This is a genomic window from Sphaerisporangium dianthi (assembly GCF_042654065.1).
Classification (GTDB): domain Bacteria; phylum Actinomycetota; class Actinomycetes; order Streptosporangiales; family Streptosporangiaceae; genus Sphaerisporangium; species Sphaerisporangium dianthi.
Genome location: NZ_JBHSFP010000002.1, coordinates 251,131 through 269,501, shown reverse-complemented (window position 1 = coordinate 269,501; position 18,371 = coordinate 251,131). Strand labels below are relative to the sequence as shown.

At 71.4% G+C, this 18,371-nt stretch carries 17 protein-coding genes; 10 read left to right on the top strand and 7 right to left on the bottom strand.

Annotated features, from left to right (window positions below):
* Window positions 1–174 precede the first annotated feature (174 nt).
* The 3 genes from ACFO60_RS04290 to ACFO60_RS04280 all read left to right on the top strand — a co-directional run bounded on the left by ACFO60_RS04290 (window position 175) and on the right by ACFO60_RS04280 (window position 3,732).
* On the top strand, window positions 175–777 hold the full coding sequence (locus ACFO60_RS04290) for a ComEA family DNA-binding protein (RefSeq protein ID WP_380837147.1): 603 nt from the start codon (window positions 175–177) through the stop codon (window positions 775–777).
* A gap of 187 nt (window positions 778–964) precedes the next feature.
* Entirely contained in the window at window positions 965–2,659 is a 1,695-nt protein-coding gene (locus ACFO60_RS04285; RefSeq protein WP_380837144.1) for a serine/threonine-protein kinase, read from the top strand.
* A gap of 116 nt (window positions 2,660–2,775) precedes the next feature.
* Window positions 2,776–3,732 (top strand): MBL fold metallo-hydrolase, encoded by a 957-nt coding sequence (locus ACFO60_RS04280; RefSeq protein WP_380837142.1) that lies wholly within the window; start codon window positions 2,776–2,778, stop codon window positions 3,730–3,732.
* Between the two features lie 135 nt (window positions 3,733–3,867).
* On the opposite strand, the gene ACFO60_RS04275 is transcribed toward ACFO60_RS04280, so the two are convergent.
* A complete protein-coding gene (locus ACFO60_RS04275) occupies window positions 3,868–4,467 on the bottom strand; it encodes a TetR/AcrR family transcriptional regulator (protein WP_380837139.1) in 600 nt (199 codons plus the stop codon).
* Between the two features lie 171 nt (window positions 4,468–4,638).
* Here ACFO60_RS04275 and ACFO60_RS04270 point away from each other — a divergent pair, with 171 nt between their 5' ends.
* Window positions 4,639–5,838: an FAD-dependent monooxygenase gene (locus ACFO60_RS04270; RefSeq protein ID WP_380837137.1), complete on the top strand. Its 1,200-nt coding sequence runs from the start codon at window positions 4,639–4,641 to the stop codon at window positions 5,836–5,838.
* Window positions 5,839–5,951: 113 nt separating this feature from the next.
* Entirely contained in the window at window positions 5,952–6,698 is a 747-nt protein-coding gene (locus ACFO60_RS04265) for an SDR family NAD(P)-dependent oxidoreductase (RefSeq protein WP_380837135.1), read from the top strand.
* 79 nt (window positions 6,699–6,777) lie between these two features.
* Here ACFO60_RS04265 and nuoH read toward each other — a convergent pair whose 3' ends face one another.
* The 4 genes from nuoH to ACFO60_RS04245 all read right to left on the bottom strand — a co-directional run bounded on the left by nuoH (window position 6,778) and on the right by ACFO60_RS04245 (window position 9,452).
* Window positions 6,778–7,734: an NADH-quinone oxidoreductase subunit NuoH gene (gene nuoH / locus ACFO60_RS04260; protein WP_380837132.1), complete on the bottom strand. Its 957-nt coding sequence runs from the start codon at window positions 7,732–7,734 to the stop codon at window positions 6,778–6,780.
* Window positions 7,727–8,398 carry an NADH-quinone oxidoreductase subunit C gene (locus tag ACFO60_RS04255; RefSeq protein ID WP_380837129.1) on the bottom strand — a complete coding sequence of 224 codons (672 nt, stop codon included), beginning with the start codon at window positions 8,396–8,398 and terminating at the stop codon, window positions 7,727–7,729. Before ACFO60_RS04255 ends, nuoH begins: the two co-directional genes overlap by 8 nt.
* Window positions 8,395–8,988, bottom strand: coding sequence for an NADH-quinone oxidoreductase subunit B (locus tag ACFO60_RS04250; protein WP_465269872.1), 594 nt, complete (start codon window positions 8,986–8,988; stop codon window positions 8,395–8,397). The genes ACFO60_RS04255 and ACFO60_RS04250 overlap by 4 nt, the downstream gene beginning before the upstream one ends.
* A 92-nt stretch (window positions 8,989–9,080) precedes the next feature.
* Window positions 9,081–9,452 (bottom strand): NADH-quinone oxidoreductase subunit A, encoded by a 372-nt coding sequence (locus ACFO60_RS04245; RefSeq protein WP_380837126.1) that lies wholly within the window; start codon window positions 9,450–9,452, stop codon window positions 9,081–9,083.
* A 181-nt stretch (window positions 9,453–9,633) separates the two neighbouring features.
* On the opposite strand from ACFO60_RS04245, the gene ACFO60_RS04240 reads away from it, so the two are divergent.
* The 4 genes from ACFO60_RS04240 (at window position 9,634) to ACFO60_RS04225 (ending at window position 14,539) form a co-directional block, all read left to right on the top strand.
* Window positions 9,634–11,217 carry a polysaccharide deacetylase family protein gene (locus ACFO60_RS04240; RefSeq protein ID WP_380837124.1) on the top strand — a complete coding sequence of 528 codons (1,584 nt, stop codon included), beginning with the start codon at window positions 9,634–9,636 and terminating at the stop codon, window positions 11,215–11,217.
* 49 nt (window positions 11,218–11,266) lie between these two features.
* Window positions 11,267–11,356: a putative leader peptide gene (locus ACFO60_RS04235; protein WP_380837122.1), complete on the top strand. Its 90-nt coding sequence runs from the start codon at window positions 11,267–11,269 to the stop codon at window positions 11,354–11,356.
* Window positions 11,357–11,616: 260 nt separating this feature from the next.
* Window positions 11,617–13,470: a 2-oxoacid:acceptor oxidoreductase subunit alpha gene (locus ACFO60_RS04230; RefSeq protein ID WP_380837120.1), complete on the top strand. Its 1,854-nt coding sequence runs from the start codon at window positions 11,617–11,619 to the stop codon at window positions 13,468–13,470.
* Entirely contained in the window at window positions 13,463–14,539 is a 1,077-nt protein-coding gene (locus ACFO60_RS04225; RefSeq protein WP_380837117.1) for a 2-oxoacid:ferredoxin oxidoreductase subunit beta, read from the top strand. The genes ACFO60_RS04230 and ACFO60_RS04225 overlap by 8 nt, the downstream gene beginning before the upstream one ends.
* 180 nt (window positions 14,540–14,719) lie before the next feature.
* On the opposite strand, the gene ACFO60_RS04220 is transcribed toward ACFO60_RS04225, so the two are convergent.
* Window positions 14,720–16,573: a DUF4082 domain-containing protein gene (locus ACFO60_RS04220; RefSeq protein ID WP_380837114.1), complete on the bottom strand. Its 1,854-nt coding sequence runs from the start codon at window positions 16,571–16,573 to the stop codon at window positions 14,720–14,722.
* A 206-nt stretch (window positions 16,574–16,779) separates the two neighbouring features.
* A complete protein-coding gene (rfbC, locus tag ACFO60_RS04215; RefSeq protein ID WP_380837111.1) occupies window positions 16,780–17,406 on the bottom strand; it encodes a dTDP-4-dehydrorhamnose 3,5-epimerase in 627 nt (208 codons plus the stop codon).
* Window positions 17,407–17,581: 175 nt separating this feature from the next.
* On the opposite strand from rfbC, the gene ACFO60_RS04210 reads away from it, so the two are divergent.
* Window positions 17,582–18,241 (top strand): class I SAM-dependent methyltransferase, encoded by a 660-nt coding sequence (locus tag ACFO60_RS04210; RefSeq protein ID WP_380837109.1) that lies wholly within the window; start codon window positions 17,582–17,584, stop codon window positions 18,239–18,241.
* Window positions 18,242–18,371 lie beyond the last annotated feature (130 nt).

The following is an 18,371-nucleotide window of genomic DNA, read 5'->3' as shown; positions in this document are numbered from 1 at the left end:
TACCTGCCGCCCCACCCCGACCAGCACGGCCTTGCTCCCTACACCCGCCCGGCGCCCCCCGGCCCGTACGGCGGACCGGGGCCCGCCGGCCCGCACGGCCACCACCTCTCCCAGCCACCGTTCCCTCCTCGCGTCCCGCCTCCGGCGCCATCGGGCGCCAGCGCGGCGAGCATCTTGTGGGCCATCGCGCCGTTGCTGACGTGCGGCGCCGCCACGCCGTTCACCATGGCCTTCGCGGCGGCGAGGCTGCGCAGCACGATGCTGGCGCTCTCCGCGGCGATCTACGCCATCGGCATGGTCGCCGTCGTGGTCGGCTTGGCCGCTGACGGCTCCGACGCCCTGGAGGCCCTCGCGTTCATGGGGTCGGTCGGCAGCTGGCTCGGCGGCACGATCCACTCGCTGATCATCCGCAGGAAGGTCTTCGAGCGCACCGACACCCCGAACGACCAGGCCGTGGCCTTCGTCCAGTACCGCCGCGAGCTGCGGCAGCAGGCCCGCGAGATGGTGGAGCGCGACCCGGCGCTGGCCCGCGAGCTGCGCATCGGGCGGCCCGACCTGCCCCGGCAGTACGACGACGGCGGGCTGATCGACGTCAACCACGTACCCGCGGCGGTGATCGCCGGCCTGCCGGGCATGACGCCTGAGCTGGCCGCGCGGGTCGTCGAAGTGCGGGCGAACGTCGGCGGCTTCGTCTCGGCGGAGGACATGTCCATCGCCGTGGACCTGCCGCCCCGCCTCACCTCCGAACTCGTGGAGATGACCATCTACCTTCCCTGACCGGCTCCCGTCCGCCCCCACCGGCTCTCCGTCCGGCTCCCTGGCCGCCGTCCGGCTCTCTGGTCGCGCCGACCGGCTCCCGGCCGTCCGCGGCCTCGATCCGGCGGGCGATGATGACGAGAATCGGCACTGTCACCCTGCCGGTAAAACCATGCATAACCCCGTCTATCCCCGTAATCTTCGCGATATGCAACCAGCCAGGCCCTCTCAGTCCAGCACCGCGATCAGCGTCGTGTGGGCACTGGCTCCCTTGTTCACCTGCGGGTTCGCGACGCCCTTCACCATGGGCTATGCGGCCTACCGCAAACGTGATCCGGTGATCGCGGTGGTGGCGTCGCTGTACCTGCTCGGCCTTTTCGTCATGTTCGTGCTCATCGCCGCCTACGACGGCGCCCAGGAATATCCGGGCTGGGCGGCCCTTCTCATCGTCGCCGGGCTGTTCACGAACTGGATCGGCGGGCTCATCCACTCTCTGGTCATCCGCTCCACGGTGTTCGCCCCGAGGGGCGCCGGCGCCGCGCCGTACTTCCCGCCGCCGCGGGACCACCGCCCGCCCTCCGGGCCCTACCCCCAGCACCCCGCTCGCGCCCCGTACCCGCCGCGGAACCAGCCGCCCGGTCAGCGCCGCCCCGACAACCCCTACCAGCCCGGCTCCGCCCCGCACCGGCACCCGGCGCAGGATCCCCGGCAGCAGCAGCCTCAAGGCCGGCCGCAGTACCAGCAACAGCGGCCCCAGCCGCAGCCCCAGCACCACTCCCAACCGCAGGCCCAGCCCCAGTCCCGGCCTCAGCCCCAGCCGCAGGCCCAGCACCACTCCCAAGGCCAGGGCCTGGCGCAGCCCCAACCGCAGGCCCAGCCCCACGGCCTGCCGCGATACCAGGAGCAGGGCCTGCGGCAGCAGCACCCGCAGGACCAGCGCCCGGCCACCCTGCGGATGCCCGCCCCTCCGGTGACCACGAACCCGCCCGCGCACGCCCGGACCGCGGCCCTCGACACCGGCGCGTCCACCGCTCCCGGGACGCCGAGCGCCTCGGCCACGCCGGGCTCTGGCGGCCCGCGCGGCGCCTCGACGCTTCCCACGCAGTCGCCGGGGCCGCTGCCCGCCGGGGAGCCCGACCACATCGGCCCGTACCGGCTGATCGGCAGCCTCGGCCAGGGTGGCCAGGGTGCGGTGTACCTCGGTGAGACGCCCGACGGCACCCGGGTGGCGATCAAGGTCCTGCACGCGCGGCTGGCCGCGGAGTCCGGCGCCCACCAGCGCTTCCTCCGCGAGGTCGAGGCCGCGAGGCGCGTCGCGCCGTTCTCCACCGCCCGCGTGATCGACGCCGACGTCGCCGACGACCGGCTGTTCATCGTGAGCGAGTACGTCGAGGGCGCGTCGCTGGAGCAACTGGTCCGCGAGCGGGGGCCGCGCGGCCACGACGGCCTGGTGCGGCTCGCGCTGGGCACCTCCGGCGCCCTCGCCGCGATCCACCGGGCCGGCATCGTCCATCGCGACTTCAAGCCGAGCAACATCCTGATCGGCTCGGACGGGCCTCGCGTGGTCGACTTCGGCATCGCCCGCGTGCTGGACAACGCCACCGCGACCTCCAGCGGCGTGCTGGGCACTCCGGCGTACATGTCGCCGGAGCAGGTGTCGGGCGAGCGCGTGGGGCCGGAGTCCGACATCTTCAGCTGGGCGGCGACGATGGTGTTCGCCGCGACCGGACGTCCGGCCTTCGGGGAGGACAACATCGCCGCGGTGTTCAACCGCATCTTCACCAAGCAGCCCGACCTGTCCGCGCTGCCCGACTCGCTGGCCCAGGTGGTCGGCACGTGCCTGGACAAGCGCCCGGAGAACCGCCCCACCGCCTCCGACGTGATGCTCGCCATCGTGCACTGACGCCGCGGCGGACGGCCGCCGGGAGGCGCCGCCGGCGGAGGCGGTAGATTCGCGTCCGCGCTGTCCGGCGTGTGCCGTCCGACCGCGTTTCCGCCTGTCTGCCTACCGGAAGAGGTGTGAGGGTCATCTCTCAGCAGCCTGTCGACGCGACGCCCGACGCGGCCGCCCTGCACGAGGTCGTCCCCGGGGTGCTGGCCTGGGTCCAGCCGGACGGGACGTGGTGGCTCAACAACGCCGGGGTGGTGACGGGGGACGACGGGGTCGTCCTGATCGACACCTGCGCCACCGAGCAGCGCACCCGGCGCCTCCTGGACGCCGTCCGCGAGGCGACCGGGGACGCCCCGATCCGCGTCGCGGTCAACACCCACCAGCACGGCGACCATTCCTACGGCAACAGCCTGCTGCCCGCCTCCACCGTCATCGCCGGGCACGAGGCGATGCGCGAAGGTCTGCTGGCCGACCCCATCATCGACGGGTGCCCGCCGATCTGGGCGCCGGTGCCCGACTGGGGCGGTGTGACCCGCCGGGTTCCGACCATCACCCTGCGGTCGGAGCTGACGGTGTTCACCGGCCCGCGCCGGGTGGAACTGCGCCACCCCGGGCACCCCGCGCACACCACGGGCGACGTGGTCGCCTGGCTGCCCGAGGAGCGGGTGCTGTTCTCCGGCGACCTGGTCTTCCACGGCCTCACGCCGCTGGTGTTCATGGGCTCGGTGGAGGGCGCGCTGCGGTCGCTCGACTGGATGGCGGCCTTCCAGCCGGACCACCTCGTCCCGGGGCACGGCCCCCTGGTGGACGCGCGGACGCTGCCGGACGTGCTGGCGGCCCATGAGCGGTACTACCGGCTGGTCCAGGTCACCGCCGAGAGCGGGCGCAGGGACGGGCTGACGCCGCTGGAGGCCGCCCGGCGGTGCGACCTCGGCGAGTTCGCCGGCTGGGCGGACGCCGAGCGCCTCGTGCTCAACCTGCACCGCGCCTACCTGGACGCGGCGGGCGGCGGCGAGCTGGACCTGATCCAGGCGTTCGGCGACGCCATCGCCTACCACGGCGGCCCGCTGCCCACCGCGGTCTAGCTCCGGGACGGTGCGCCGGGGCCGCGCGACGGTCGCGCCCGGCGCAGGTCAGGCCGTGGCCACGGTCGTGGCCAGCGCCGGTCAGGCGGTGGTCGTGCCGGGCGCAGGTCAGGCGGTGGCCGTGCCCGGCGCCGGTCAGGCGGTGGCCTCGGGGTGCGGGTGGAGGCCGCCGGTGAGGAGCTTGAGCACCTCGACCAGGTCGCGTCCTGACGGCACCGCCCGCGCGTCCACCAGCCACTGCGCGGCCAGGCCGCTGAGCAGGACCTGGTAGAAGGCGCCGATCTTCTCCGCGGTCTTCTCGTCCGCGCCGGCGCCGAGATCTCCGATCAGCTCGACCAGGCCCAGGCGGGCCTGCCGCCCTGCCTCGGCGAAGGCCTCGGCCAGCTCCGGCGTCCTGTCGATGTGCGCGACCAGCTCGAACTGGACGGCCCATAGCGGGCGGCTCTCGTCGAACGACCGGATCACCGCCGACCAGGCCGCCTCGAACCGCTGCTCAGGGGCCGCGGCGGGGTCGACCTGCGCGGCCAGCGTGCGGCCGAGGTCGTCGCCCCATTCTTCGAGTGCCTGGCGCAGGGCCTCGTTGAGCAGCGCCTCCTTCGACCCGTAGTGGTAGCCGATCGCCGCGAGGCTCACCACGCCGGACGCCGCGGCGATGTCGCGCGCCGTCGTGCGGGCGTACCCCTTCTCGTACAGGCAGCGCTTGGCGCCCGCCAGGAGATCTTCTCGATTACCCATGCCCGAGAGTCTACACACGTATGAGACATTCGTATCGTACATATGTATTGCACAAATGACTCGTACATATGTATCGTTCGGATCAGACGACGCGCCGGGCCGCCCAGGACCCGGCGGCCGCGACCGTCGGGAGCCCGCGACCAGCGGGAACGACCGAAACAGGAGCCCCCCATGACCGACCGCACGATCCTGATCTCCGGCGCCGGCATCGCCGGCACCGCGCTGGCGTACTGGCTGCGCCGTCACGGCTTCGCGCCCACGGTCGTGGAGCGGGCCCCCGCCGTCAGGGAGGGCGGCTACAAGGTCGACATCCGCGGCGCGGCGCTGGAGGTGGTCCGGCGCATGGGCGTCCTGGACGAGATCCGCCGCGAGCGCACCGACGTCCGGCGCGGGTCGGTCGTCGACGCCGCCGGCCGGCGGGTGGCGAGCATGGACGGCGACAGCTTCGGCGGCCGGTCCGACGAGGACGCCGAGATCCTCCGCGGCGACCTCAACCGCATCCTGTACGACCTGACCAAGGACGACGCCGAGTACCTCTTCGACACCTCCATCGCCGCCGTCGCCGAGACCGCCGAGGGGGTGTCGGTCACCTTCGACACCGGTGAGACCCGCGCGTTCGACCTGGTGGTGGGAGCCGACGGCCTGCACTCCGTCACCCGCCGCCTCGCCTTCGGCCCCGAGGAGGACTACATCCGCGACCTGGGCTACTACGTGTCGATCTTCAGCGTCCCGAACCACCTCGGCCTCGACCGCGAGGAGCTGACCTACGTCTCCCCCGGCCGCACGACGCTGATGTACAGCACGGCCAAGGACTCCGGCGCCAAGGCCATGTTCCTGTTCGCCGGGGCGCCGCAGGAGTACGACCGCCGCGACCGCGCGCGGCAGCAGAGCATTCTGGCCGGCGCCTACGCCGAGGACGCCTGGGAGGTTCCCCGGCTGCTCTCCGAGATGAGCGCCGCGCCCGACTTCTACTTCGACACGCTCAGCCAGGTCCACATGGACCGCTGGTCCAAGGGCCGCGTGGTGCTGCTCGGCGACGCCGGCTACTGCGCCTCCCCGGCTTCGGGCCAGGGCACGAGCCTCGCCCTCGTCGGCGCGTACGTCCTGGCGGGCGAGCTCGCCGCCGCGGGCGGCGGCCACGAAGCCGGGTTCGACCGCTACGAGAAGGAGATGCGGCACTACACCGACGAGAACCAGAAGCTCGGGCCGCAGAACGTCAAGCACATGGTGCTCGGCAGCAGATGGCTGATCAGGTTCCAGATGACGATGCTGCGCGTCATGCCGCACATGCCGGGCAAGGACCGCGTCATCGCCAAGATCCTCGAACCGATCCACAAGGCCGCGAACGCCATCGCCCTGAAGGACTACTGAGACCTGGCCCCACCGCCCTTGTGCGGCCAGGCGAGGGCAGGCCCCGCCAGGCCCTTGGACGCGAACGGCATGGCGCGAAACATGGTCTAATGGCGCGGCGAAAGGGGTGCGACATGGAGCAACGACGCGTGGTGGTCTCCGGTGGAGGCACCGGCATCGGGCTGGCGACGGCGGACGTCTTCGCCGGGGAGGGCGCCCAGGTCGTCATCCTGGGACGCCGGGCCGAGGTGCTGAAGGAGGCCGCGGCCAAGCTGAACACGGCCTACGACGCCGACCTCGTGAGCTGGAGGGCCGCCGACCTGTCCGATCCTGGGCAGGCCCAGGAGGCCGCCGAGGCGATCGCCATGCAGGGCCCGGTCGACGTGGTCGTCACCAACGCGGGCGGGAACGTCGCCTCCGCCGACGACGGCACGCTGGCCGGCATCGCCGACGGCTACCGCCGCAACTTCGACGCCAACGTGCTCACGGCGGTCCTGCTCACCGAGGCCCTGCTGCCGTACCTGCGCCGGCCGGGCGGGCGCGTCGTCCACCTGTCCTCGATCGCCGCGATCCGCGGCCCGGGGTCGTACGGAGGCGCCAAGGCCGCCCTGCACGCCTACACCTTCGAGCTGGCCCAGCGCCTCGGAGCCGACGGGGTCACGGTGAACGCGGTCGCCCCCGGGTACGTCGCCGACACCGAGTTCTTCGGCGGCCGGGCGACGCCGGAGTTCGTGCGATCGCGCGTCGGCCAGACCCTGGTGGGCAAGGCCGGCACGCCGGCCGAGGTGGCGGCGGCCATCAGGTACCTCGCCTCCCCGGAGGCCGGGTACGTCACCGGCCAGATCCTCCACATCAACGGCGGCACGATCTTCGGACGCTAGGCCGCCGCGTCCGGCGGCCATCGGACCATGGCGTGACCTCGCCGAGCCGCCCTGAGCCGGACGCCGGGGGACGCGTCGCTCAGCCGGTGATGAGCACCTTGACGACGCCGGTGAGCGCGAGCTGCACCAGGGCCAGCGGCACCAGGCCGATCCAGGCGAGCTTCTGGAGCTGGTCGGCCCTGAACCGCGGGAAGCTGACGCGCACCCAGATCACCACGAACGCCAGCGCGAAGATCTTGATCAGCGTCCAGACCGGGCCGGGCAGCAGCGGCCCCTGCCAGCCTCCGAGGAACAGCACCGCGGTCAGCGCCGACAGCACCACGATGCCGGCGTACTCCGCCAGCATGAACAGCGCGAACCGGATGCCGGTGTACTCGGTCATCGGACCCATGATGATCTCGGAGTCGGCGATCGGCATGTCGAAGGGCGGCCTGCGCAGCTCGGCGAGACCGGCGACGAAGAACACCACCGCGCCGATGGCCTGCCACGGCAGCCACCACCACTGCCAGGCCGCAACGATGCCCGGCAGCGACAGCGTGCCCGCCGCCATCGCGACCGAGGAGGCCGCGAGCACCAGGGGGAGCTCGTACGACATGAGCTGGGCCGCCGCCCGCATGCCGCCGAGCGCCGAGTACTTGTTGGCCGAGGACCAGCCCGCCATGATCGATCCCAGCACGCCGACGCCCATCACGGCGAGCACGAAGAACAGCCCGGCGTCGAGATCGGCGCCGAACAGGCCGGGGCCGACCGGGATGACGGCCATCACCACGAGGTAGGGCACCAGGGCCACCGCGGGAGCGATGGCGAACACCCGGCGGTCGGCCGCCGCGGGGATGATGTCCTCCTTCTGGACGAACTTCACCCCGTCGGCGATCAGCTGCGCCCAGCCGTGGAAGCCGCCGGCGTACATGGGGCCGAGGCGCGACTGCATGTGGGCCATGGCCTTGTGCTCGGTCTGCCCCACGATCAGCGGCAGGGTCAGGAAGGCGATGACGATCACCGCGAGGCGCAGCACGACGTCGAGCACCTCAGCCATCGCCGTCCTCCCGCCGTTCCGCGCCCGCGACCGACCGCTCCGCCCCAGGCGGGTCGGGCGGCGGCGAGGGCTCCTGAGGTGAGGGCGGGCGGACGGCGCGCGGGCCCCGGACCGGGGGCGGCGCGGTCGCGTTCGGGCCCCAGTCGGCGGGGACGCCGGGCGGCGCCATCTTGCGGCGGCTGGGCGAGCCCGTGCCGGACTCGCCCGGCTCCTTGGCGCCCGGCCACGACTTGGCGACCCGCGAGGCGAGGACGAAGTCCTTGCGGAGCGGGTGTCCCTCGAAGCCGTCGGGCAGCAGGAGGGGGACCAGATGAGGATGCCCCTCGAAGATCACCCCGAACATCTCGAAGGTCTCGCGCTCGTGCCAGTCGGCGCCACGGAAGACGCCCGTGGCGGTGGGCAGCCGCGGGTCCTCGCGCGGCACGCGGGTCCTGGCCAGCAGGTGGGTGTGCTCGACCGGGTCGAAGAGGTGGGCGACCACCGAGAAGCCCTGCGGCGGGTCGTCCACGCCGGTCAGCCAGTCGAAGAACGCGCACCCGAGGGCGTCGCGGGCGAAGGTCAGCAGGTCGACCCAGTCGGCGGGGCCGACGTCCACGGTGAGCCGGCCGAAGGAGTCGGAGACCTCGGCGCGCTCGCCGTACCGCTCCGCGATCGCGGCCTTCACGCCCTGCCGCCCGCGTCTGGGCGGCCCGCGCTCGAACCGCCCGCGTCCAGGCCGCCTGGGTCTGAGCGGTCGGCGTCCGAGCGGACCGCGGCGTAGCGGTCGCCCAGCGACTCGGCGGCGATCTTCTCCTGGAGCTTCATGATGCCGTGCAGGAGGGCTTCAGGGCGGGGCGGGCAGCCGGGGACGTAGACGTCGACCGGGATGATCTGGTCCACGCCCTTGGTCACGCAGTAGGAGTCCCAGTAGGGGCCGCCGGAGTTCGAGCAGGCCCCGAAGGAGATGACGTACTTGGGGTCGGGCATCTGCTCGTAGAGGCGCTTGACGGCCGGGGCCATCTTGTCGGTGACGGTCCCCGACACGATCATGAGGTCGGCCTGCCTGGGCCCGTTGGCGAACGGGATCACGCCGAACCGGATGAAGTCGTGGCGGCTCATCGAGGTGGCGATGAACTCGATGGCGCAGCACGCCAGCCCGAAGTTGAACACCCACAGGGAATAGCGCCTGCCCCAGTTGAGGATGAAGCGCATCGGTTTGGGGGCGAGCCGGGACACCGGCCCGACGGTCGGCATCGGAAGGTCGCTGGCGGCCATAAGGGCATTGTCTCCTTTCCGTCACCTCCAGGCGAGTGCCGCCCCTCACGTCCCGGCCGGCACTCCCCACGTTCGGACGAGCACTCCCCCTGTCACGTCCAGGCGAGCACGCGCTTGCGCCAGGCGTAGAGGATGCCGATGCCGATGAAGGCGAGGAAGACGAACATCTCGACCAGCGTGGTCATGCCGTAGCCGGGCGCGGCGAAGACGGTCGCCCAGGGAAAGAGGAAGACGGCGTCCACGGCGAACACGACGTACAGGTAGGTGAAGACGTAGTACCGGACCTGCGACTGCGCCCAGCCCTCGCCGACGGGGTCGACTCCGCACTCGTAGGTCATCAGCTTCTCAGGTGTGGGACGGTCGGGCCGCAGCAGCCGGTTGACGAGCAGCGCGCCGCCGAACACGGCGCCGCCGATCGCTATCAGCAGGGCCACGACGGTGTAAGAACCGAAATATCCGCTCATACAGCCTCCTACTTGCCCGCCTCCGGGACCGCGGACCCACGGAGCGATCCCACAAGCCCGCCAATACTGGACAGGAAATCGCTTTCCGTCACCTGCCCGCTACCCGTTGCGGTCAAAGGCCAGTCTTTCATCTAGGAAAAATCCAGTAAATGGGTATTTAGCGGTGCCTAGTGTGGCAGTCATGTCCCGTCTGCTCGTGACCGGAGGTGTCGCGGCCGTGATCGCGACCATCGCCGGTTGCGGGATCACGCTTTTCCTCCCCTCGCACGAGCAGCCGTCCACCCTGCCCGCACAGCCCACGACGATCAACTTCGTCGACCCCGCCTCGATCCCCGGCCTGGCCGTGCGCACCACCTCCGACGACTCCTCCAGCCGGCACGTGTTCGCCGGGTATCCCGTGCCGCCCTCCGCCCCCGCCCTCGGCCGGCGGCTTGCGCAGGTGACCTCGGCGGCCGTGCGGCGGTTCGGCGAGGACTCCCGCGACGTCCAGGGCGGCACCTCGGCGGCCGAGCTGAACATCGGCTGGCAGGTGACGGCCGCGTCCGGCGGGGTGTTCGGCGTGCGGCTGCGCGCCGGGACGCTCACCGGCTCCCGCTGGCGCAACTCGCTGACCACCTACTGGTACGACGACACCGACCGGCGCGTCCACGACTCGGCCGACCTGATCAAGGACCGCGAGGCGATGGACACCCTGGCCACGGTCGTCCGCGCCCGTCTCGGCACGCTCGGCCCCGAGATCAGCCCGAGCGCGGTGCGGCCCGACCGGACGCTGTTCGACTCGCTGAACTTCAACCCGCACGGCGACCTCGTGGCCGAGTTCGACGACGGCCGGGTGGCGCCGGCGCGGATGGGGCGCATCGCGGTCGCACTGCCCAAGCAGGAGGCCCTGCCCCTGCTGTCCGGCCTCGGCCGCCGGGTGATGAGGGCCGTGGACTCCGCGACCCCGCCGACCCTGTCGGCCTCGCCCCCGCCGGAGTTCACCCCGGCCCCCGGGGACGACGAGGCCGGCGGCGAGGGCGGCGGGGGCGGCACCAGCGGCGGCAGCGGGTCGGCGGGCAGGCCCGACTGCGCCGTCACCAAGTGCGTGGCGCTGACCTTCGACGACGGCCCCGGCCCGCAGACCGGCCGGCTGCTGGCCATCCTGGCCCGCTACGGCGCGCGCGCCACCTTCTTCACCTTGGGCCCCAACGCCCAGGCGCGGCCGGACCTGCTGCGCGGCATCGCCGCCGCCGGGCACCTGGTCGCCGACCACTCCTGGACGCACCGCGACCTGACCACCATGGACGTCAACCGGATCTCCGACGAGCTCGACCGCACCCAGATCGCGGACGCCGTCGCGACCGGCCGCGCGCCGCGGCTGATGCGGGCGCCGTACGGCGACACCGACGCCAAGGTGGTCACCGCGGCGCGCGCGCTGAACCTTTCAATCGTCGGATGGAACGTGGACACGGGGGACGCCAGGGATCCCGATCCCGGCGACGTCGTCCGCCGGGCGGCCAAGGGGATCAGGCCGGGATCGATCGTCCTGATGCACGAGACCGGCACGGCGACCGCGCCGGCGTTGCGGGAGTTGCTGGCGCGGCTGACGATGGAGGGGTACGCCTTCGTGACGGTCCCGGAGTTGTACGGCTCGCGCCGCATGGAGCCGGGACAGGTGTACGCCGGGACCGATCCGCCGCCGCGGCGCACTCGTGCACGGTCCGGCGACGGCACAGGAAGCACCCCGGGCGACGCCGGTCGGCCGGGCGTCAAGAGCACGCCTTGAGGGTGAGGCGCTCGGAGTCATCGGGTGAAGGGACATATAGTTGGGCACCGTGACCGGATACGTGCTCTACTCCCGCTTGCACGTTGACCTTTGCAGGCTGGCCGCGGGGCTGTGTACCAGGAGCCTTCTCCGGTCGTAACCACGCTCCCCGCAGTGGTCACCCCCCGTGTCGATCTTAGTCATCGGCCGCACAGGCCCGGGCCTCCCTGACATCGCCCCCGATGTCCCGGCATGCCCCGGCGCCACGAAGAGAGATCGTTGCCGTCGCCAGGGGATCACGGTCACACCCCTGATCGACGCGCATGCGTAAAGAAGCCCGCGCAGCCCCAAGGGATCTAGCATGGAAATGAATACGTGCCACGAGCGACGGCGCCCAGGCGCGTCGAGGAGGACCGAGCTGTGACCAAGCAGGTTCAGCAACTCGACCGCGTGATCATTCGCTTCGCGGGCGACTCCGGCGACGGCATGCAGCTGACCGGTGATCGTTTCACGGCGGAGACCGCGCAGTTCGGAAACGACCTTTCCACCCTGCCCAACTTCCCCGCCGAGATCCGCGCACCCGCGGGCACGCTGCCCGGCGTGTCGAGCTTCCAGCTGCACTTCGCCGACCACGACATCCTCACCCCCGGTGACGCCCCCAACGTCCTGGTCGCCATGAACCCCGCGGCCCTGAAGGCCAACATCGGCGATCTTCCCCGTGGCGCCGACGTCATCGTCAACACCGACGAGTTCACCAAGCGCAACCTGCAGAAGGTCGGCTACTCCTCAAGCCCCGTGGACGACGGCTCGCTCGGTGAGTGGCGCGTGCACGCCGTCCCGCTGACCTCGCTGACCGTCAAGTCGCTCGAGGGCTACGACGTCTCCAAGAAGGACGCCGAGCGGGCCAAGAACATGTTCGCCCTCGGGCTGCTGTCCTGGCTGTACAACCGGCCCACCGAGGGAACGGTCAAGTTCCTCGAGACCAAGTTCGCCAAGAAGCCCGACATCGCCAAGGCCAACATCGCGGCCTTCCAGGCCGGGTGGAACTTCGGCGAGACCACCGAGTCGTTCTCGGTGTCCTACGAGGTCAAGCCGGCGACGCTGGCCCCGGGCCTCTACCGCAACATCTCCGGCAACCAGGCCCTGGCCTACGGCCTGATCGCGGCCTCGGTGCAGGCGAAGCTGCCGCTGTTCCTCGGCTCCTACCCGATCACGCCGGCCTCCGACATCCTGCACGAGCTGTCCAAGCACAAGCGGTTCGGCATCCGCACCTTCCAGGCGGAGGACGAGATCGCGGGCGTCGGCGCGGCGCTCGGCGCGGCGTTCGGCGGCGCGCTCGGCGTGACGACGACCTCCGGTCCCGGCGTGGCGCTCAAGGCCGAGACCGTGGGCCTGGCCGTCACCACCGAGCTTCCGCTGATCGTGGTGGACGTCCAGCGGGCCGGCCCTTCGACGGGCATGCCGACCAAGACCGAGCAGACCGACCTGCTCATGGCGATGTACGGCCGCAACGGCGAGTCGCCGGTGCCCATCGTGGCGCCCTCGACCCCGTCCGACTGCTTCGACGCGGCGATCGAGGCCGCGCGCATCGCCGTGAAGTACCGCACGCCGGTCATGCTGCTGTCCGACGGCTACCTGGCCAACGGCTCCGAGCCGTGGCGGCTGCCCGAGGAAGACGAGCTGCCCGACCTGTCGGTCGAGTTCACCGTGGAGCCCAACGGCGAGGACGGCGAGACCTACCTGCCGTTCAAGCGCGACCCGCAGACGCTGGCGCGCCCGTGGGCCGTCCCGGGCACCCCGGGGCTGGAGCACCGCATCGGCGGCATCGAGAAGGCCGACGGCACCGGGAACATCTCCTACGACCCGCACAACCACGACCTGATGGTCCGGCTCCGCCAGGGCAAGATCGACGGCATCGCGCAGGACATCCCGCTCCTCGAGGTCGACGACCCCGACGGCGACGCCCGGGTGCTGGTCATCGGCTGGGGCTCGACGTACGGGCCGATCGCGGCGGCCGTGCGGCGGGCGCGGAGGTCCGGCGGGAAGATCGCCCAGGCGCACTTCCGTCACCTGAACCCGCTGCCCGCCAACACCGGCGAGGTGCTGCGCTCCTACGACAAGGTGCTCCTGCCCGAGATCAACCTCGGCCAGCTCGCCCTGCTGCTGCGGGCGCGCTTCCTGGTCGACGTCATCAGTTACAACCGCGTGCGCGGCCTTCCCTTCAAGGCGGAAGAGCTCGCCGGAGTGATCCAGGACGTGATCGACAGTGAGTGATATCGCGACGGACGGGCACTTCACAGAGCCGGGCGTCGGTGGCACCGGACTCACCCTCATCCCGCGGGCCACCGAGAAGCAGACCCTGAAGGACTTCAAGAGCGACCAGGAGGTGCGCTGGTGCCCCGGGTGCGGTGACTACGCCATCCTGGCCGCGGTCCAGAGCTTCCTGCCCGAGCTCGGGCTCAAGCGCGAGAACATCGTCTTCGTGTCGGGCATCGGCTGCTCGTCCCGGTTCCCGTACTACCTGAACACCTACGGCTTCCACTCGATCCACGGCCGGGCGCCGGCGATCGCGACGGGCCTGGCCGCCTCCCGCCCCGACCTGTCGGTGTGGGTGATCACCGGGGACGGCGACGCGCTGTCCATCGGCGGCAACCACCTGATCCACGCGCTGCGCCGCAACGTCAACATGAACATCCTGCTGTTCAACAACCGCATCTACGGTCTGACCAAGGGGCAGTACTCCCCGACGTCCGAGGTCGGCAAGATCACCAAGTCGACGCCGATGGGCTCGCTGGACAAGCCGTTCAACCCGATCTCGCTCGCGCTCGGCGCTGAGGCCGGTTTCGTGGCCCGCACGCTCGACTCCGACCGCAAGCACCTGCAGTCGGTGCTGCGCGAGGCGGCGGCGCACCGGGGCACGAGCCTGGTCGAGATCTACCAGAACTGCAACATCTTCAACGACAACGCGTTCGAGGCTCTCAAGGACCCCGAGGTGCGCGACGACGTCACCCTGCGCCTCGAGCACGGGCAGCCGATCGTGTCGGCCTCCAAGGCCGTGCGCCGCCGCCCGGACGGGCGCCTGGAGGTCGCCGAGCGCGCGAGCGTGCCCGAGTCCGAGATCGTGGTCCACGACGCCCACGACCCCGACCCCTCGGCCGCCTTCGCGCTGTCCCGGCTGGACGAGCCGGCGTTCGAGCACGTGCCGATCGGCATCTTCCGGTCCGTCGACCGTCCCGCGTACGACACGCTGATGAGCAGGCAGTTGCACGAGGCGGTCTCCGACCAGGGCGCCGGCTCGCTGAGCGACCTGCTGGGCGGCGGCGACACCTGGCGCGTCGGCTGACCCTGCGGCGCGCCGGCCGCCTCGGTCCGGCGCGCCCCGCCTGGCACGGCGAGCCTCCCGCTCACCGCGGCCCGACGACGAGAAGGCCCTCCACGCATCCGCGTGGAGGGCCTCGCTCTTTGGCTCGTCCGCGCCCGCCCGGCGGGGCGTGCTCAGCCCCGCGCGGTCAGGCCGCCTTGGTCAGCCGCCCTCGGGGACGGTCTTGCCGTCCTCCCAGACGTTGTTCTTCCACTCGTTGCCGGCGCCGTTCTTGTCCCAGTACGCCACCGGACCGTTGTAGCCGCCCTTGGCCCAGACGTCCTTGCTGAAGACGTTGCCGACGACCTTGATGTTGGAGGAGGTGCCCTTGGCCCCTGCGCCGCCGTAGACGGTGTAGCCGCCGCCGGCCAGGAAGTTGCCCTCCACCGTCACGTTGCGGACCACGCCGAAGTCCTGGAAGAGCGCGACGGCGCCGGTCTGCTCCAGGGTGTTGATGACCGTGTTGCCGCGGATCACCAGCGTGGCCCCGGACGGCGGCCCGCTCGTACACATGATCATGTCGGTGTGGTCGCCGGAGTAGTACTTCGGATCGTGGATGTAGGAGTCCTCGATCAGGCCCTGCTCGGTGAGGATCCCGTTGCTGATGGTGTGGATGTCGACCCGCCGCACGGTCAGGTCGCCGCCCTGGTTGATGATGCCGAACTGCGTGCGCTGCTTGCCGTTGCCGAAGATCTCGGTGTCCTCGACGGTGAGGCCGCTGTGCCCGCTGCGCTGGATGATGCCCCACTCACCCGGCGCCGCCGCCAGGCGGGTGTTGCGGATCGTCACGTCGTCGGCCTGGACGTTGATCTCGCCGCTGATCTCCAGCCCGTCGATCACCGTGCCGTCCTTGGTGATCGTGATCGACTTGCTCTCTTTGAGGCTCACACCGGCGGGCACGCCCGTGTCACCGGCCCCGGGGAAACCACCGGTGGGCGGCGGGGTGGGGGTCTGGGTCGGCTTGGGGGTGGCGCTCGGGACCTTGGTGGGCTGGTTGGTCGGGTTCGCGCTCAGCGACGGCCTCGGCGTGCCGCTGCCGGAGGCCTTCGGCGTGGGGCTCGCGGACGGCTTCGGCGTGCCGCTCGCCGACGGCGACTCGGAGGGGTCGGAGTTGTGGCTGCGCGTCGGGCTCGACTCGGGGGTCGAGGTGACCGGCGAGGAAGGACTCGGGGAGCCCGTGCCGGTCGCCGTGGGGCTGACGGTGACGCCGCCGGTGGGGGTCGCCGAGCCCTCGGGGGTCGGCGTGACGCTCGGATCGCCCGTCGTCGGGACCGCGGTCGGGTCGCCGGTGGGACGGCCGGTCGGACGGGGGAAGTGGCGGCGCTCCCGGTGCCGGAAGATGACGTCGACCCAGTAGCTCACCCGCTTGGAGTGCACCCGCGAGGGGAAGGACGACTTGGCCGCGGGGGCGAACACGCCGGCCTGGCCGGTCAGCGGTCCCGAGCGGACCGGGTCGTCGAACACGCCGGGCGAGGCGACGTACCCGCCGTTCTTCGTGTGGTACGACACGGTGTAGACGCGGCCGGCGACGATCGGCACGGGCTTGTCGAACATCGCCTGCTGCCAGCCGCTGCCGCTCTCGCCGGTGAAGGTCACCTTGGCCAGCAGCTTCTTCTCGGAGTCCCACAGGCTGCCGCGGTGCGTGCCGCGCTCGGCGGCGGGCTTGTAGAACCGCATGCCGGCGACCTCGCCGTCGCGGGCGGCCTTGAAGCGGGTGCCGAGTTCGAGCGGCGTGTGCTCGACCTGGGCCGTGGCCTTCGCGACCTTGCGCGACTTCCACAGGCTGGTCTCCAGCGTCACCTCCGCCGAGACGGGGGCGGCGTTCGCGACGGGCGGGGCGGCCGCGGGCGGGCGGTTGACGATCACCACCGTCACGGTCGCCCCGAGCACCGCGGCGGCGGCCACCAGCGTCACCCACCCGGTGACGGGGAACCGGCGCGACCCGGTGGCTCTCGAATCGGGGGACGGCCGGCGACGCCGGGCGCGCCGCCTGTCCGCGTGCCGTGAATCGCTCACTGGACGAGCCTCCACCTCCGGCGCTCGCGGACGCCGGCTCCGATCATTGTTTCAGTGCGAGGCCATTGTTGCGGTTGGGAAACGATGAGACAACCAGATCCGCCTTTTATCCCAGCAATAGCGCTAAATCAGCATGGCAACCGGGATTTCGTTACCACTATCGCTGGATTCATCATGGCCAAAACCGCTCGTAGCCTCGTGATCACTCAATGTGCGCCGCGCTCCGCCGCGGGCTCGCGCGCCGCCCGCGACTCGGCGTAGTACGCCAGGCAGTCCTCGTACAGCGGCAGCAGGCCCTTCTCGCGCGCCTCGGCCAGCGTGGGCGCCACGGCGTCCTTGGGCGACAGCAGCGGCTCGACGCCGGCGGGCCAGGCGATGCCGAGCTCGGGGTCCAGCGGGTGGATGCCGTGCTCGCGGGCGGGGTTGTAGACCTCCGAGCACATGTAGACCACGGTGGCCTGCTCGCTCAGCGCCATGAAGGCGTGCCCCACCCCCTCGCCGATGTAGACGCCGCGCCTGGTGCGGTCGTCGAGCTCGACGGCCTGCCACACGCCGAAGGTGGGCGAGCCGACCCGGATGTCCACGGCCACGTCCAGGACGCTGCCGCTGACGCAGGTGACGTACTTGGCCTGCCCCGGCGGCACGTCCGCGAAGTGCACGCCGCGCAGCACGCCGCGCCGCGAGACCGAGCAGTTGGCCTGGGCGAGCCTCAGTTCGTGGCCGGTGAGCGCGGACAGCCGGTCGGCGCGGTACCACTCGAGGAAGGCGCCCCTGTCGTCCTCGTGGACGGCGGGAGTGAGCAGGTAGGTGTCTTCGATCTTCAATCGTTCCACGAGGCCAAGAGTGGCATCTCCGGATCTCAGTGCGCTATCGAATGACCGCGGTGCGCAGTGCGCCCGGACGGCTTCTGCGATAGTTGGGCGGTCCCGTTGGAACGTGCCGATCCCGGCAGACTCAATGGCGGCCAGCTCCGTACCCCCCCATCGCACTCCTCGCCAAGGAGAGACCATGAGCCGTCTGAACGCTCTGCGGAGTCGTTTCGTCGACGCCCCCGACTCGCTCGGCGCCAAGGCGCGGGCCCGTCGCTGGAACTGGTTCGCGCAGACCTTCCCCGACCTGTCCGACATGTCGGTTATCGACCTTGGCGGCACGGCCAGCGCCTGGATGCGCGCTCCGGTGCGCCCGGCCCACGTGCACGTGGTGAACCTCGAGAAGCCCCCCACCGACCTGCCCGGCTGGCTGCGGGCCGACGTGGCCGACGCCTGCGACCTCCCCGCCGCCGTCCTTTCCGCCCAGTACGACCTGGTCTTCTCCAACGCGGTCATCGAGCACGTCGGCGGGCACCTCCGCCGCCAGATGTTCGCCGACTCCGTGCACCGCCTCGCCGAGCGCCACTGGGTCCAGACGCCCTACCGCTACTTCCCCGTGGAGCCGCACTTCCTGTTCCCCGGGTTCCAGTACCTGCCCATCGCCGTGCGCACGTCCCTGCTGCGCCGCTGGCCGCTGGTGCACACTCCCACCTCCGACCGCGACGCGGCGCGCAACATCGTGATGGAGGTGGAGTTGCTCAGCATCACCGAGATGCGGCACTACTTCCCTTCCTCGCAGATCCGCTTCGAGCGGCTCGGCGGACTGGTGAAGTCGGTCATCGCGCTCAAGGCCCGATAGGCCGCGCCCACCTGCGCACATCACGTGTCAGGGGTGCTCATGTTACGGATGAGACGCATGTGACGGCAGTTGGGACGACCGCGTAAACCGGTCCACTCACCCGGACGTCGTTTCGTCGGGACCACGCTCC

Bases quoted from the DNA above. Each gene is read 5' to 3' on its own strand.
- ACFO60_RS04285 (WP_380837144.1), top strand. From the start codon at position 965: ATGCAACCAGCCAGGCCCTCTCAGTCCAGCACCGCGATCAGCGTCGTG.
- ACFO60_RS04275 (WP_380837139.1), bottom strand. From the start codon at position 4,467: ATGGGTAATCGAGAAGATCTCCTGGCGGGCGCCAAGCGCTGCCTGTAC.
- ACFO60_RS04270 (WP_380837137.1), top strand. From the start codon at position 4,639: ATGACCGACCGCACGATCCTGATCTCCGGCGCCGGCATCGCCGGCACC.
- ACFO60_RS04265 (WP_380837135.1), top strand. From the start codon at position 5,952: ATGGAGCAACGACGCGTGGTGGTCTCCGGTGGAGGCACCGGCATCGGG.
- nuoH (WP_380837132.1), bottom strand. From the start codon at position 7,734: ATGGCTGAGGTGCTCGACGTCGTGCTGCGCCTCGCGGTGATCGTCATC.
- ACFO60_RS04250 (WP_465269872.1), bottom strand. From the start codon at position 8,988: ATGGCCGCCAGCGACCTTCCGATGCCGACCGTCGGGCCGGTGTCCCGG.
- ACFO60_RS04245 (WP_380837126.1), bottom strand. From the start codon at position 9,452: ATGAGCGGATATTTCGGTTCTTACACCGTCGTGGCCCTGCTGATAGCG.
- ACFO60_RS04240 (WP_380837124.1), top strand. From the start codon at position 9,634: ATGTCCCGTCTGCTCGTGACCGGAGGTGTCGCGGCCGTGATCGCGACC.
- ACFO60_RS04210 (WP_380837109.1), top strand. From the start codon at position 17,582: ATGAGCCGTCTGAACGCTCTGCGGAGTCGTTTCGTCGACGCCCCCGAC.